The organism is Comamonas thiooxydans, assembly GCF_002157685.2.
Taxonomy (GTDB): Bacteria; Pseudomonadota; Gammaproteobacteria; order Burkholderiales; family Burkholderiaceae_C; genus Comamonas; species Comamonas testosteroni_H.
This window is the reverse complement of the sequence record NZ_AP026738.1, coordinates 4,312,648-4,326,465: the sequence shown is the minus strand read 5'-3', so window position 1 is coordinate 4,326,465 and position 13,818 is coordinate 4,312,648. Positions and strand designations below refer to the sequence as shown.

Below are 13,818 nucleotides of genomic sequence, written 5' to 3'. Positions count from 1 at the left end.
GACAAAAAAATCGATGCCCGTGCGCCGGGCGGCCCTGCTGCTGTGCGCCGCCGCCTGTCTGCCCTTGGCGGCTCAGGCCCAGGGCAAGGCTGACTGGCCCACGCGCCCCATACGTCTGATCGTCGGCTATGCCAGCGGCTCTTCGCCCGATGTGCAGGCCCGTTTGCTGGCCGAGCCCCTGACCAAGGCCCTGGGTCAGCCCGTGGTGGTGGAGAACAAAGGGGGGGCCAGCGGCAATATCGGCGCTGACGCCGTGGCCAAAGCCGGCGACGGCCACACCATAGGCGTCATCGGCAACGGCCCGCTGACCAGCTCCAAGTTTCTCTACAGCAAGCTGCCCTACGATCCGATCAAGGATCTCGCACCGCTGGCCATGATCGGATCGGCGCCTCTGGTGCTGGTGGCTCCCAAGTCCATGGCCGCGAATGCAGGGGCTTATTTCAAGGCACTCAAGACCGGAACCCAGGGCAACTACGGCTCGGTGGGCACGGGGTCCGGCGGCCACCTGGGCGTGGAGCTGATCAAGGAAGCCATGGGGCTGAATCTGCAGCATGTGCCCTATAACGGCGGCCCGGCGGTGGTCAACGCCTTGATGGGCGATCAGGTACAGATGGCCTTGCTGCCGGCCTCCACGGTCATGCCGCTGGTCCAGTCCGGCAAGCTGGCCGCCCTGGCCGTGAGCTCCAGCAAGCGCAGCCTCCTGGCGCCCGGTGTGCCGGCCATGCCCGAGATCGGTGCCGGCAATGTGGACATCGAAGTCTGGAATGCGGTCATGGCGCCGGCTTCCATGCCCGCCGAGCATCGTGCCAAGCTGGCTGCGGCCCTGGAAAAGATTCTTCATGCTCCCGATATCCGCAGCAAGCTGCTGGCTCAGGGCTGGCGCATCGACGACACCAGCGCAGCCTCGCTGGCCAGGCGCATCGAAAACGATGCACGCATCTACGGCAGCCTGATCACGCAAAAGAACATCCGCCTCGAATGAGTGCGGCCGGCGCCATCTGAGGCGCCGGACTCCCATACGGCATCCCCGCAACTGCGGCGGATGCTGCTGTCAGCGGCTCGACAGCGGCAGGACTCTGCCGCGAGCCCCATCCATTATTAAAAAGAGAGACTTCATGACATCCTTGCAATCGGGAGGCTTGGCCGTGGCCGCTGCCTTCATCTCCACATGCTCGCTGGCCCAGGCTCAGACCGCTGCGCCCGCCACCTCCCAGGTCACGCTGTACGGCGTGGTGGACATGGCCGCCGAGTCGGTGTCCACCGGCGCGGGGCGCACACTGCGCGCAGAAAGCGGTGTCCTGGCGGGCTCGCGCTGGGGCGTTCGCGGAACCGAGGATCTGGGCGGTGGCCTGCGTGCGCTGTATGTGATGGAGGCCGGGCTGAATGCCGATACCGGTGAGCGAGCTCAGGGAGGGCTGGCCTTCGGTCGACAGATCTTCGTCGGCATGGGCGGCGACTGGGGTCAGCTGACGGTGGGCCGCCACTACACCACGTTTCATACCTCGCTGGCTTCCTATGCCCTGACGGGCCTGATCTGGGGCAACGCCGCCAACTATTTCCGTGACGGCACGGTGCTGCGCGCCGACAACTCGCTGCGCTTTCAGTCGGCTTCCATGGCAGGGCTGGTGGTGCGGGGCATGTACTCGTTCGGGGAGAATGCCGGCAGCAATATGGGGCGCCAGTTCGGCGGCTCGCTGGACTACACGCGCGGCCCCTGGAGCTTGGGAGCCTCGCTGTGGGAGCGTCGCACCACGGCCCAGAACACCGACCGCTATCGCTTGCTGGGCGGCTCCTATGATTTCAAGGTGGCCCGGGCGGCCTTGCTGCTGTCCACCCGGGAGGATGATCTGCCGGATGCCGCCAGCAAGCGCGGGCGCTTCTTTGAAGCCAGCATGACCATACCGGTCAGCACGGCAGGGCAGGTGTTGCTGTCCTATGGGCAGTTCCAGGGGCGTGCGCGCGCCAACAGCGATGCCCGCGCCCTGAGCGTGCGCTACGACCATGCGCTGTCCAGGCGCACCAAGCTGTATGCGGGCGTCTCCGCGATCCGCAACGAGGCCGATGCAGCATTCACCATCAACAGCGCCAGCAATGCCGGGCCTTCGGTTCCCAAGGGCAGCAAGCCGCGATCGCTGCTGGTCGGCATCTCGCACTCCTTCTGAGCCAGGCCGTCGCCAGACGCTGCGGCCTGCTGCAAGCCCTGCCCAGGACACCGGCCGCCTCAATGGTCTATAGCCCGGGAGGGGCTTGCGTAGTGAATGAACATTGATCACATTTCGGGACACAGAGCGCGCGTACCATGTGCGCTGTTTTTGAGGAGTGTTGAAATGACCGCTAACGCATCTTTGACCGACGAACTCATGGGCCAGCTGCAGGGCGCTCCCATGCAGGGCCTGGCCCAGCAACTGGGCATCGACTCCGTGCAGGCCGAGCAGGCCGTGGGCGTGGCGCTGCCCATGCTGTTTGGTGCGCTGGGCCAGAACACGGCCCAGCCTCAGGGCGCCGCCGATCTGTTCGGTGCGCTGCAGCGCGATCACAGCAGTGCCAATGGAGCGATGGATATGGGCGGTCTGCTGGGTGGACTCGGCGGCCTGCTGGGCGGTGCGGGCAGTGGTGCCGGTGCGGCTGGCGGCCTGGGTGGGCTGGGCAGCATTCTGGGCTCGGTGCTGGGAGGCGGCTCCGGTGCCGGCAACTCGCAACTGGATGCTGGCGCCATCCTGGGTAATATCTTTGGCGGTCAGCAGCAGCAGGCCGAGTCCCGGCTGGGCCAGGCCACGGGCCTGGGGGGCAATGCAGGTCAGTTGCTGGCGCTGCTGGCTCCGCTGGTGATGTCCTTCCTGGCCAATCGAGTCCAGTCGCAGGGCATGGGGGCCGGCGACCTGGGCAATGCTCTGGATCAGGAGCGTGGCCAGATCCAGTCGCAAGGCGGTGCGGCAGGGGGTATTCTCGGCAGCCTGCTCGACCAGAATGGCGACGGCAAGCTCGATGCCGGAGATCTGTTCAAGCTGGGCGCGGGGCTGCTGGGCGGTCGGCGCTGAGCCCGGATTGAGTGACAGTATCAAGGCAGCTTTGGCTGCCTTTTTTGTTTTTGTATACGGGCATAGCCTGATTGCCGCAATGCAGCAGGATTCTCACACTGGTCATGTCGTCATGCGTTTTGCATGACAGGCCGATCCAGAAAGGAGAACCAGATGACGACCGTCGCCGAAATTCTGCGCGCCAAGGGCAACAGCACTATCTACAGCGTTTCTCCCTCCGACACCATGCTGGCTGCGCTGCAGCTCATGGCGGAAAAAAGCATTGGCGCGCTGCTGGTGCTGGAAGGTGGCGAGATCGCCGGTATCGTGACCGAGCGCGACTACGCGCGCAAGATCGCGCTGCAGGGCCGAAGCTCGGCCAGCACGCGCGTGGACGAGGTCATGACGCGCAAGGTGCATTGCGTGCTGCCGCGCCAGACCAGCGAGGAGTGCATGTCGCTGATGACCAGCAATCGCATGCGCCATCTGCCCGTGATCAGCGAGACCCGCGAACTGCAGGGGCTGATTTCGATTGGCGACATCGTCAAGGAAATCATCTCGGCCCAGCAGTTCACGATCCATCAGCTGGAACACTATATTTCCGGGACACCCAATGTGAATCAACCGTAGGTTGCTATGAATTGAATAGTGAAGGCGGGCAGGGCTAATGTCCGCCTTTTCTGCATCTGGAAGGCGCAAGTCCTACACTTGCGGCCATGAGTTTGCTGATCCTGGGAATCGAATCCTCTTGTGATGAAACCGGTGTGGCCCTGGTGCGCACGCCGGACGGCCAAGGTGTGCCTACCTTGCTGAGCCATGCGCTGCACAGCCAGATTGAAATGCACCGCGCCTATGGCGGTGTGGTGCCCGAGCTGGCCAGCCGTGACCATATTCGCCGTGTGCTGCCGCTGACCGAGAAGGTGCTGGCCGAATCCGGGGAGCAGCTCGAAAACGTCGATGTGATTGCCTTTACGCGCGGACCGGGTCTTGCCGGGGCTTTGCTGGTCGGCTCCGGTGCAGCCTGCGCCATGGCAGCCGCGCTGGACAAGCCCGTGCTGGGCGTGCACCACCTCGAAGGCCATCTGCTCTCGCCTTTCCTGAGTGCCGACCCGCCGGAGTTCCCGTTCGTGGCCCTGCTGGTCTCGGGGGGGCACACCCAGCTCATGCGTGTGGACGGCGTGGGCGAATACGAAATCCTCGGTGAAACCATCGATGATGCGGCGGGCGAGGCTTTCGACAAATCGGCCAAGCTCATGGGCTTGCCCTATCCGGGCGGTCCCGTGCTCTCGAAGCTGGCAGAGGGCGGCGATCCTCAGGCCTTCAAGCTGCCTCGCCCCTTGCTGCATTCGGGTGACCTGGACTTTTCGTTTGCCGGCCTCAAGACGGCCGTGTTGACCCAGGCCAAGAAGCTGGGTGAAGAGCTGGAAGCGCGCAAGGCCGATCTGGCCGCCAGCACGCAGGCCGCAATTGTGGACGTGCTGGTCAAGAAAACCATGGCCGCACTCAAGCAGACCGGCATGAAGCGCGTGGTGGTGGCGGGAGGTGTGGGGGCCAACAAGCAGCTGCGCGAGCAGCTCAATGAAGCCTGCGCCAAGCACAAGATCCGCGTGCACTACCCCGAGCTGCATCTGTGTACCGACAACGGCGCCATGATTGCCATGGCTGCCGCCATGCGCATACAGGCGGGACGCGAACAGGCACTGCATGAATACGCGTTTGATGTGAAGCCGCGCTGGCCGCTGGATTCGCTCAGGTGAGTCCGTACAGCAAAAAAGCAGCCCGGGCGGCTGCTTTTTTCATGGCTGCCTGCGCTTATCCGGCCAGCTTTACGGCGAGTTTCGCCACGTTCTGGCCCTGGTAGCGGGCAATGCTCAGTTCGTCGGGATGAGGCTGGCGCGAACCATCGGCACCCGCAATCGTCGAAGCACCATAAGGCGAGTTGCCGCCCTTGACCGCGCTCAGATTGGTCTGCTCTGGCAGCGGATAGCCCAGCGGCACGATGATCATGCCGTGATGAGCCAGTGTCGCCCAGGTGGTCGTGGCCGTCATTTCCTGGCCGCCGCCGGTGCCGGTCGAGGTGAAGACACTGCCGATCTTGTTGATCAGGGCCCCCTTGACCCAGAGACCGCCGGTCTGGTCGAGAAAACTGCGCATCTGACCCGGCATATTGCCAAAGCGCGTGGGCACGCCAAACAGGATGGCGTCGTAGCCGGCCAGCTCGGAGGGGCTGGCGACTTCTGCGGCCTGATTGGCCTTGCCGCCTGCGTTCTTGAAGACATCCTCGGGCATGGTTTCGGGCACGCGCTTGACGGTGACCTCGGCACCGCTGACGCTGCGGGCGCCTTCGGCCACGGCCTGAGCCATGGTTTCGATATGTCCGTACATGGAGTAGTAGAGAACCAGCACTTTCGCCATGGGTGAATTCCTCAAACGGGGTTGGAAAGCGGTGCAGCAATGGCGCACCCGACTGAACCCACAGTGTAGGAATTCAAGATGGCAGCGCGACACGTACTGGCAGTCTGCGCCTGTAGGCCAAGGCGCCGAATCAGCTCAACTCCCGGAATCGGCCATGGCATTGGCATGAAAAAAGCCCGCAACGCAAAGGCAGTGCGGGCTTTGTGCTTTCCGGCCGACCTCTTGCTAAGAGGAGATGGAAGAAAGGATGAGGCTGGCCGGTCGGCGTAAACAGCGCTTACTCGATGCTGAGTGTCACGGATTTGCTCTGAGGCTCGAGCTTGGCCAGGGTCAGCGTCAGCACTCCATGCTCGAGCTTGGCCTTGCTGTTGGCAGCATCGATTTCATGACCCAGGTCCCAGGTGTATCTGACTTGGCGGGCTGCGCCTTCCACGCTTTCGAGCTTGGCGACAGAGCCTTCCAGCGAGAGTTTGAGTTGCTCGCGTGCCAGGCCTGGCACATCCAGGGTCAGAGTGGTGAATTTTTCATCGCGGCTGACTTGAACCTGGCGTTGTACGGGGCTTGCAGCGCCCAGGGTTTCCTGCAGAAAGCGTTGCAGGGCCAAGTCGGCGGCGCGAGGGGATACAAAGGTATTACGGCTCATCACAGGGGCGAAGAACATGGTGTTTAACTCCTTTAAACTGCGCGGCTTGCGTTGTTGCCGCTTGATTCATAGGTAGGTGGCGGCAAGCGCATTTCAAGAGGTATTTTTGATGAATAAATTGCGCCGTGATGCCTTGAAATACCTGCAGTTGCCACTACTATGCGCGCCGTTCAGCATTGCTGGCGCTGCTGTGGCTGCAGCCAAGGCCAAGCTTGCGCAACCCATCAAGCTGGCACTGGTGGAGAGTCTTTCGGGCCCGTTTGCAAACACGGGCGAGGCAGTGTTTCGCAATTTGCTGTGGGCGACGGAGCGGGTGAACGCGCGCGGCGGCGTGCGCCTGGCCGACGGTCTGCATGAGCTGGTGATAGAGCGCTATGACAGCAAGGGCCAGAACGAAGAGGCACTGTCGGCGCTGCGTGCGGCCATAGACAGCGGTGCTCGCATCATCATGCAGGGCAACTCGTCGGCCACGGCGGCGGCGCTTCTCGACGCCATCGACAAGCACAACAGCCGGGACCCTTCGCGCCGTGTGCTGTATCTGAACTATTCGGCCGTGGATCCGGCGCTGACCAACGAGCGCTGCAGTTTCTGGCATTTCCGCTTCGATGCCCATGCCGATATGCGCATGGCTGCGCTGATGGAGGTGATCAAGGACGACAAGGCCGTATACAGTGCCTATCTGATCGGGCAGGACTACAGCTTTGGCCAGGCCGTGCTGCGCGAAGCAAGGCGTCAGCTTGGCATGCAACGGCCCGATGTGCGCATTGTGGGCGACGAGTTGCACCCCGTGGGCCGCGTCAAGGACTTTGCGCCCTATGCGGTCAAGATCAAGCAAAGCGGTGCCCAGGCCGTGATCACCGGCAACTGGGGCAATGATCTGATGCTGCTCGTCAAGGCTGCGCGCGAGGCAGGCTACGAGGGGCGCTTCTACACCTTCTACGGCAATGCCCTGGGAGCCCCGGCGGCCTTGGGCGATGCCGGCGTGGGCAAGGTGCTGGCCGTGGCCGACTGGCTGCCCAATGTGTCCACGGCCGAGAGCCGTGCCTTCTACCAGTCCTTCCGTCAGCGCTTTCCCAGGCCGCAGGACGACTATGTGCATATGCGCATGCAGCTCATGATCGAGGCTCTTGCACAGAGCCTCGAAAAAGCCGGAAGCACGGACACCGTCGCCGTGGCCCATGCCTTGGAGCATGCCAGGGTCCAGCTGGCGGGCCGCTCGGGCAGCATGCGCGCGGCGGACCACCAGTTTCAGCAAGCACTGGTGGTGGGCATGATGGAAAAGCGCGGCAGCCCCGGCGTGGACTTTGACGTCGAAGGCTCGGGCTACGGCTTCAAGGTCGTGCGCGAGATTGCGGCCGCCAGGGCCGAGATGCCCAGCCAATGTCCGATGAAGCGCTTTTGAAGCGCTTGGGTGGCTACTGAATCCATAGCTGCCAGCGCTTTTTGATAAAGTGCTGCAGCCGGATTTGACTTAGTTTTTAGTGGCGGAGGCCGTCTGGTTGCCCAGATAGGCTTCGTGTACCTCGCGCCCCAGCTCTATGACCGATAGCGCATAGAACGCCGACCAGTTGTAGCGCGTGATGGCGTAGAAGTTCTCGGTACCCGCGATGTACTCCGTGGGGCCGGAGCTGCCGTTTTTCAGCTCGATCAGTGCCAGCGGACGCTCATAGCTGTCGGCGCCCAGCACACGTACTTCGCGTTCTGCCATCTGCGCGGCAGTGAATGTGGGGTTGATATCGGGTGCAAGCAGGGTTGCCAGATTCTCACCCTGGGCGCGCATGTCCACGGTAAAGGCCGTGGGCAGGCCAGGCTTCCAGCCATGGCCGACGAAGTAGTTGGCGACCGAGCCGATGGCGTCGGTAGCGCTGTTGAACAGGTCTATGCGACCGTCACCGTCAAAGTCGACGGCGTACTTGTCCCAGCTGGTGGGCATGAACTGACCCAGCCCCATGGCGCCGGCATAGCTACCGCGTAGCGCAAACGGGTCACTGCCCGTGCGGCTGGCCGTGACCAGCACCTGCTCGAGCTCGCCACGGAAGTAGTCGCTGCGGGCCTGGGCGCGGGGGTGGGATTGCGGAAAGTCCAGTGCCAGCGTGGCCAGAGCATCCATCACGCGAAAGTTGCCCATGTTGCGGCCGTAGATGGTTTCCACGCCGATGATGCCGACGATGATCTCTGCGGGCACGCCGAACTGCTGCTCGGCACGCGCGAGCGCCTGGTGGTTGGCCTGCCAGAACTTCACGCCGGCGCGTATGCGCACGGGGTCGATAAAGCGGCTGCGGTATACCGTCCAGTTCTTCACAAAGGTCTTGCCGGCTGGCGTCATCAGGCGTGTGACCACGGGCAGGTTGCGCGCTTCGCTCAGCTGCGCACGCACCCAGTCGACAGGCAGATCGCGGCGGACTGCGATTTCTTCGGCCAGTTGCATGGCGTCGCCCCGACCGGCATAGGCCACGGCCGTGGCGGCGGCAGCCGTGGCTACGGCTGCCGGTGCTGCCTTGCGGACGGCTTTTTTGGCCGGTGCGGCGATGGCGCTGGCAGTCAGCAGGCACAGGGCCAGAGTACTCAGTGTTTTAGCTTTGAGGTGCTTGCTGTTATTGAGGGTGATGCTCATGTTTTATTTTTTGAGGGATAGGGCCAGCGTTGCTTCCGGATGGACAGCCAGCGTCGGCGCAAGGTCTTCAGTTCGGTGGCTTCGGTATTGGAGGATGGCGCATAGCGTAGCCTTTCCATGTCCAGCAGCCAGTCGGATAAGGCCGCAGCCAGGGGCGCGGATGCAGATTCCCTGGCCCAGCTCTCTTGCACGCGGTGCGACAGGCTGCGTGCGGAGTCGCTGGCACCGCTTGCTATGCCTGCGCGCTGCAGCCGCAGCCTGGCAGCGTGCATGAGCTGGCTCCAGCCGTCGCGCTGCGGACGTGTGGCGCAGGCCCAGATCAGCCACAGCAGCGCCAGAGCGCTCAAGCAGCCCGCCAGCAGGCGCAGCAGATCCATCCAGTTTGGCGACTCGAAGCCCAGGCTCTGCAGCAGGTTGAGCTGACGGCTTTGCGTGTAGTTGATCACCCACTGGTTCCAGCGGTTGTTGACGGCCTCCCAGACGGCGCGCAGCTTCTCCAGCGTACCGGTATCGACGAAGTTGCCAACAGCGCTGGCAAAGGCACCGGGGGGAGCACTCAGGCGCTGGAACAGGCCGACCCGGCTGGGTGCAACAGCGCCCGTGGGGTCCACACGGACCCAGCCCCGGCCGGCAATCCAGACCTCGGTCCAGGCATGGGCATCGCTGTTGCGCACGGTCCAGTAATTGTCCACGCTGTTGCGGTCTCCGCCCTGATAGCCGGTCACGATGCGCGCGGGCACTCCCATGCTGCGCATGAGCACGGCAAAGGCCGAGGCGATGTGCTCGCAAAAGCCTTGCTTGCTGTCAAACCAGAAGTCATCGGCGGTGTGGACGCTGTCGACCACGCCGGGCTCCAGTGTGTAGGTGTAGCCGCCGGTTTTCAGGCGCTGCAGGGCGGAGGCGATCAGCCTGTCCGTATCCGCGTCGGCGCCCGGCCGGGTACGCAATTCGGCCTGCAAATGCTCACCCAAAGCCTGTGTGCGCGGGTTGCTGCCGGCTGGCAGTTGAAGATAACGTTTGAGCTCTGGAGTGAGCTGCAGCGGTCCATGACTGAAGTCGAGATGGCTTTGGGCATCGACACGCAGCACATCGGTAATCGGGCGCCAGCTCAGCCACTGGAGGCTGGAGCTCATGCGCAGCCTGCCTACCGAGGCACCCGGCGGAATCTGCGGTTCGGTTTTGGCGGCATCCAGCAGGGTCAGCCAGCGGCGCTTGCTGGGTTCGATCAGCATCTGGTAGTGAATGGGTTCACCGCTCACGCGCAACTGAGGCATGGCCATGGCGTCGAGCACAGGGTCGGCCTGCCAGCTGCGGCCATCGAACTGGCTGAGCACCGGGCCGCGAAAGTACAAGGTGTTGGCTGGCGGCTCCTTGCCCTCGGGGGTATCGAAACGGATGCGCAGGGCCACGCTGTCGTCCATGGCCAGCGAGGCGATTTCGCCCACGCGCATGCTTTCGGACAGGCCCGAACGCCCGGCCATATCGTCGGATGGCTCGCCCCATAGCGGCGCCATGCGCGGAAAGAACAGAAACAGCGACACCATCACGGGAGCGCCCCAGAGTGCGAGCCAGCCCGCAGTGCGCAGAGCCTGTGTCAATGGAGGCTTGCCGGCCGTCATATGGGCGTTGACCAGGGCCGTGAGCAAGCCCATCAGCCCGAGCACCATGGCCATGGCTGTAGGCAGGGACTGTGAATAGAAAAAGTTGCTGAGCAGTACAAAAAAACCCAGAAAGAACACCACCATGGCATCGCGCCGCGCGCGCAACTCCAGTGTCTTGAGCGCCAGCAGCATGACGACCAGGGTCACGCCGGCATCGCGGCCCACAATCGTTTTGTGCGTGGCCCAGGTAGCGCCAATGGCGATGACTAGGGCACCCGCCAGCGCCCAGCGGCTGGGCAGGGGGGCGCTGGTCAGTGCCAGGCGTGCGCGCCACAGCAACAGGGCTGCGGCGAAGGCGCTGGTCCACCAAGGTGTGTGCTGAACCTGAGGCAGCATGATCCAGGCGATGACGGCGAGCAGAAACAGCGTGTCCCGTGCATCGCGCGGCAGGGCAGTCAGGCGCTGTCGCCAGTTGCCGGCGGGGGAAGAGACGGTTGCTTTCATGGACAGGCGGCCAATGCTTCGAGGCAGCGCGTGGTGTGCTGCATACCGCTGGCCGGTGCGATTTCCTGGCCTCCGGGCAGGCGCAGGCCCCAGGTTCGGCCCTGCTGCTGAGCCATCAGCACCCAGGCAGCAAGGCGCGACAGCCGCGCCTCATGGTCGGCCAGGCCGGTATGGCGCGCATCGAGCCAGAGACGGTGATGGTGGGCCATGGGCCGGTCGCGGCTGACCAGTTGGTGGCTGCCTGCGGCAAAGGACTGAGCCGCTTTCTTCCACACCACTAGCTTGAGCGGGTCGCCAGTCTGATAACTGCGCACGCCATCGAATTCATCACCGCTGCGTATTTGGGCGCTGCTGCGGCCGCCGGCTTCGGGGCTGGCGGCTGGCAGCGGTGGGGCATGGGTTTCAGGTGCGGGATAGACCCAGACCAGGGTTTGGGGTCGCCACAGAGCCCAGACGCGAAATGCGCCCAGCGGGTAGCGTGTGAGTATGGATATGGCGGGCAGTTCCTGCCGACCGCGGCGCGTGGGCATGAAGTTCAGCTGCACGGTGGTGCTGCCCTGTTCGGGGATATCGACCCAGGTCCAGGCATCAGAGTGATCGGTGTTGCGCCGGGACTTGTGCAATGCGAGGCCTATGCCCCAGCGGCGCGAGCGGCGGGCATTGTGCAGGCTGATATGCATGGGGCAGGGCGCATGGGCAAAGCAGCCGCCCGACGCATTGCCTTGAGTACCTGCGCCGCTGAGGCTCAGTTGCAGACCGCGCAGATTGCCATGGCCCACAACCATGCTGGCAGCCGCGCTGCCTGCCAGCAGGAACGTGAGCAGGTAGCCCAGGTTGAGCTGGTAGTTGATGGCTGCAATCAACAGCACGATCAGCGTGGCCAGCATGGCCCAGCCCGCGCGCGAGGGCAGGATGTAGACATTGCCCTGGGTCAGTGTGAGTTGGTCGCTGCGCGGTAGACGTGCAAACATCCACTCGCGCACTCTGGCGCGGGGTGAGAGTCGCTGGAAGATATTGGATGTCTCTGGCTGCTCGCCCTTTGATGCCGAGCGCTTCATGCTATGAAATTCATGACGACATACATCGGCAGCATCAAGATAGCGGCACAGCTTGCATCATGGCGCGCACCTGCTCCACGGCACCGCGGCCTGCCTGGCCCACGGGAACCAGACGGTGGGCAATCACCTGGGGAAGTATGGCTTGCACATCGTCGGGCGCCACATAGTCGCGGCCTTCCATCAGCGCTATGGTCTTGGCCGCACGCAGCAGCGCGATGCCTGCGCGTGGTGACAGGCCCTGGGCAAACCACTGGCCGTTGCGTGTGGCGGCAATCAGGTCCTGCACATAGTCGAGCAGGGCGTCGCTGGCATGCACGGCCAGAGCAGCAGCCTGCAGTTGCTGCAGCTGTTGTTGGGAGATGACGGGCAGCAGTGCATCGGCAGCGGCGCGGCGGCCATTGCCCGCGAGCAGCTTGCGCTCGGCATCGCGCGAAGGATAGCCCAGACTGATGCGCATGAGAAAACGGTCCAGCTGGCTTTCGGGCAACGGGAAGGTTCCCAGCTGCTCCAGAGGATTCTGGGTGGCAATCACAAAGAAGGGGGCGGGCAGGCTGTGGGTCTTGCCTTCGGTCGTGACCTGGCGCTCCTCCATGGCTTCGAGCAGCGCACTCTGGGTCTTGGGGCTGGCACGGTTGATTTCGTCGGCCAGCAATACCTGGGCAAACACCGGCCCGGGATGGAACACAAAAGCCTCTTGTCCGCGATCATAGATGGAGACCCCCGTGAGGTCGCTGGGCATGAGGTCGGCAGTGAACTGCACACGAGAGAACTGCAGGCCGAAACTGCGTGCCAGCGCATGGGCCAGGGTGGTCTTGCCTACACCGGGAACGTCTTCGATCAGCAGGTGACCGCCTGCCAGCAAACAGGCGACACCGTCTCTGACCTGATCCGGCTTGCCCTCCATCACCGTGTTAAGCTGACTCAAAAGCGCATTAATTGTGTTCTGTGCATGCATGGCAGAAACATATCCTAAATAAGCGATAGCGGAGACATGACTGTGGGCAAGACAGGTTATTTCACCCACCGGGATTGCTGGTTGCACGAGATGGGGCCGGGCCACCCTGAATGCCCGGCGCGGCTGGACGCGATAGAGGACAGGCTGCTGGTCAGCGGCGTGGGCGATGCGCTGGAGCGCTGCAATGTGCCGCTGGCATCATTGGCCGAGATTGAGCTGGCGCATGACCCCATGCATATTGCCGCCCTGCAGGGCCTGACCGACCGGCTGGAGCAGGAGCTGGCAGCTGGCGGGCCCGAGTACAGGCAGCTCGACACCGATACCTCCATCAACCGTCACACCTTCAAGGCCGCATTGCGCGCTGCAGGCGCCACGCTGGCGGCTACCGATGCCGTGCTGGCCGGTGAACTGGAAAACGCTTTTTGCAGCGTGCGTCCGCCGGGACACCATGCCACGCGCAATCAGGCCATGGGCTTTTGCTTTTTCAACAATGTGGCCGTGGGCGTCAAGTATGCGCTGGAGCGCCACCACCTCAAGCGCGTGGCCGTGATCGACTTTGATGTACATCACGGCAACGGCACGGAAGATATCCTGGCTGGTGATCCGCGCGTGCTGATGTGCGGCATCTTTCAGCATCCCTTCTACCCGTTCAGCGGCGACAAGGACCCGGCCTCCAATATGCTCAACGTGCCCGTGGCTGCTTACACAAAGGGCATGGACATTCGAGAGATCATCGAGATGATGTGGATTCCGCGCCTCGAAGCATTCAAGCCCGAGATGATCTTCATCAGTGCTGGCTTTGATGCGCACCGCGAAGACGATATGGGCCAGCTGGGCATGACGGAAAACGACTTTGCCTGGATCACCACTCGCATCAAGGACATCGCACGGCGTTTTTCCAAGGGCCGCATTGTTTCCTGTCTCGAAGGCGGTTATGTAATGGACCCGCTGGCGCGCAGCGTGGAAGCACATCTGCGCGTATTGGCCGATATCTAGTCCGAAAGCAGGGTG

At 63.4% G+C, this 13,818-nt stretch carries 13 protein-coding genes; 7 read left to right on the top strand and 6 right to left on the bottom strand.

Annotation, left to right across the window (positions count from 1 at the left end; all coding sequences use genetic code 11):
• The first annotated feature begins 13 nt into the window (after window positions 1–13).
• From CTR2_RS20070 to tsaD, 5 genes are all read left to right on the top strand, one after another.
• Window positions 14–982 (top strand): Bug family tripartite tricarboxylate transporter substrate binding protein, encoded by a 969-nt coding sequence (locus CTR2_RS20070; RefSeq protein WP_087081568.1) that lies wholly within the window; start codon window positions 14–16, stop codon window positions 980–982.
• Window positions 983–1,115: 133 nt separating this feature from the next.
• Entirely contained in the window at window positions 1,116–2,162 is a 1,047-nt protein-coding gene (locus CTR2_RS20065; protein WP_087081570.1) for a porin, read from the top strand.
• Window positions 2,163–2,327: 165 nt separating this feature from the next.
• Complete coding sequence (locus CTR2_RS20060) at window positions 2,328–3,038, top strand: DUF937 domain-containing protein (RefSeq protein WP_087081572.1); 711 nt, start codon at window positions 2,328–2,330, stop codon at window positions 3,036–3,038.
• Between the two features lie 153 nt (window positions 3,039–3,191).
• Entirely contained in the window at window positions 3,192–3,647 is a 456-nt protein-coding gene (locus tag CTR2_RS20055) for a CBS domain-containing protein (RefSeq protein WP_003079039.1), read from the top strand.
• Window positions 3,648–3,733: 86 nt separating this feature from the next.
• On the top strand, window positions 3,734–4,774 hold the full coding sequence (gene tsaD, locus CTR2_RS20050; protein WP_034352676.1) for a tRNA (adenosine(37)-N6)-threonylcarbamoyltransferase complex transferase subunit TsaD: 1,041 nt from the start codon (window positions 3,734–3,736) through the stop codon (window positions 4,772–4,774).
• Between the two features lie 55 nt (window positions 4,775–4,829).
• Here the strand turns inward: tsaD and wrbA are convergent, their stop codons facing one another.
• Window positions 4,830–5,432, bottom strand: coding sequence for an NAD(P)H:quinone oxidoreductase (gene wrbA, locus CTR2_RS20045; RefSeq protein ID WP_087081574.1), 603 nt, complete (start codon window positions 5,430–5,432; stop codon window positions 4,830–4,832).
• 277 nt (window positions 5,433–5,709) lie between these two features.
• Window positions 5,710–6,093 carry an Hsp20/alpha crystallin family protein gene (locus CTR2_RS20040; protein WP_087081576.1) on the bottom strand — a complete coding sequence of 128 codons (384 nt, stop codon included), beginning with the start codon at window positions 6,091–6,093 and terminating at the stop codon, window positions 5,710–5,712.
• 91 nt (window positions 6,094–6,184) lie between these two features.
• Between CTR2_RS20040 and CTR2_RS20035 the strand changes: the two genes are divergently transcribed.
• Complete coding sequence (locus CTR2_RS20035; protein WP_087081578.1) at window positions 6,185–7,477, top strand: branched-chain amino acid ABC transporter substrate-binding protein; 1,293 nt, start codon at window positions 6,185–6,187, stop codon at window positions 7,475–7,477.
• 69 nt (window positions 7,478–7,546) lie between these two features.
• On the opposite strand, the gene mltB is transcribed toward CTR2_RS20035, so the two are convergent.
• From mltB to CTR2_RS20015, 4 genes are read right to left on the bottom strand one after another with little or no spacing between them, the layout of a single operon-like run.
• Window positions 7,547–8,689, bottom strand: coding sequence for a lytic murein transglycosylase B (mltB, locus tag CTR2_RS20030; RefSeq protein ID WP_087081580.1), 1,143 nt, complete (start codon window positions 8,687–8,689; stop codon window positions 7,547–7,549).
• The gene (locus CTR2_RS20025) at window positions 8,686–10,794 is read right to left on the bottom strand and encodes a transglutaminase TgpA family protein (RefSeq protein ID WP_087081582.1); all 2,109 of its coding nucleotides are present in this window, start codon (window positions 10,792–10,794) and stop codon (window positions 8,686–8,688) included. The genes mltB and CTR2_RS20025 overlap by 4 nt, the downstream gene beginning before the upstream one ends.
• On the bottom strand, window positions 10,791–11,852 hold the full coding sequence (locus CTR2_RS20020; RefSeq protein ID WP_087081584.1) for a DUF58 domain-containing protein: 1,062 nt from the start codon (window positions 11,850–11,852) through the stop codon (window positions 10,791–10,793). The genes CTR2_RS20025 and CTR2_RS20020 overlap by 4 nt, the downstream gene beginning before the upstream one ends.
• Window positions 11,853–11,886: 34 nt before the next feature.
• A complete protein-coding gene (locus tag CTR2_RS20015) occupies window positions 11,887–12,807 on the bottom strand; it encodes an AAA family ATPase (RefSeq protein ID WP_087081586.1) in 921 nt (306 codons plus the stop codon).
• A gap of 36 nt (window positions 12,808–12,843) precedes the next feature.
• Between CTR2_RS20015 and CTR2_RS20010 the strand changes: the two genes are divergently transcribed.
• Window positions 12,844–13,803, top strand: coding sequence for a histone deacetylase family protein (locus tag CTR2_RS20010; protein ID WP_043004825.1), 960 nt, complete (start codon window positions 12,844–12,846; stop codon window positions 13,801–13,803).
• Window positions 13,804–13,818: the final 15 nt, after the last annotated feature.

What these genes read in the sequence shown, in the direction of transcription:
- CTR2_RS20040 (WP_087081576.1), bottom strand. Translation starts at nt 6,093, where the DNA reads ATGTTCTTCGCCCCTGTGATGAGCCGTAATACCTTTGTATCCCCTCGC.
- CTR2_RS20060 (WP_087081572.1), top strand. Translation starts at nt 2,328, where the DNA reads ATGACCGCTAACGCATCTTTGACCGACGAACTCATGGGCCAGCTGCAG.
- mltB (WP_087081580.1), bottom strand. Translation starts at nt 8,689, where the DNA reads ATGAGCATCACCCTCAATAACAGCAAGCACCTCAAAGCTAAAACACTG.
- wrbA (WP_087081574.1), bottom strand. Translation starts at nt 5,432, where the DNA reads ATGGCGAAAGTGCTGGTTCTCTACTACTCCATGTACGGACATATCGAA.
- CTR2_RS20035 (WP_087081578.1), top strand. Translation starts at nt 6,185, where the DNA reads ATGAATAAATTGCGCCGTGATGCCTTGAAATACCTGCAGTTGCCACTA.
- CTR2_RS20015 (WP_087081586.1), bottom strand. Translation starts at nt 12,807, where the DNA reads ATGCATGCACAGAACACAATTAATGCGCTTTTGAGTCAGCTTAACACG.
- CTR2_RS20070 (WP_087081568.1), top strand. Translation starts at nt 14, where the DNA reads ATGCCCGTGCGCCGGGCGGCCCTGCTGCTGTGCGCCGCCGCCTGTCTG.
- tsaD (WP_034352676.1), top strand. Translation starts at nt 3,734, where the DNA reads ATGAGTTTGCTGATCCTGGGAATCGAATCCTCTTGTGATGAAACCGGT.
- CTR2_RS20020 (WP_087081584.1), bottom strand. Translation starts at nt 11,852, where the DNA reads ATGAAGCGCTCGGCATCAAAGGGCGAGCAGCCAGAGACATCCAATATC.
- CTR2_RS20055 (WP_003079039.1), top strand. Translation starts at nt 3,192, where the DNA reads ATGACGACCGTCGCCGAAATTCTGCGCGCCAAGGGCAACAGCACTATC.
- CTR2_RS20065 (WP_087081570.1), top strand. Translation starts at nt 1,116, where the DNA reads ATGACATCCTTGCAATCGGGAGGCTTGGCCGTGGCCGCTGCCTTCATC.
- CTR2_RS20010 (WP_043004825.1), top strand. Translation starts at nt 12,844, where the DNA reads ATGACTGTGGGCAAGACAGGTTATTTCACCCACCGGGATTGCTGGTTG.
- CTR2_RS20025 (WP_087081582.1), bottom strand. Translation starts at nt 10,794, where the DNA reads ATGAAAGCAACCGTCTCTTCCCCCGCCGGCAACTGGCGACAGCGCCTG.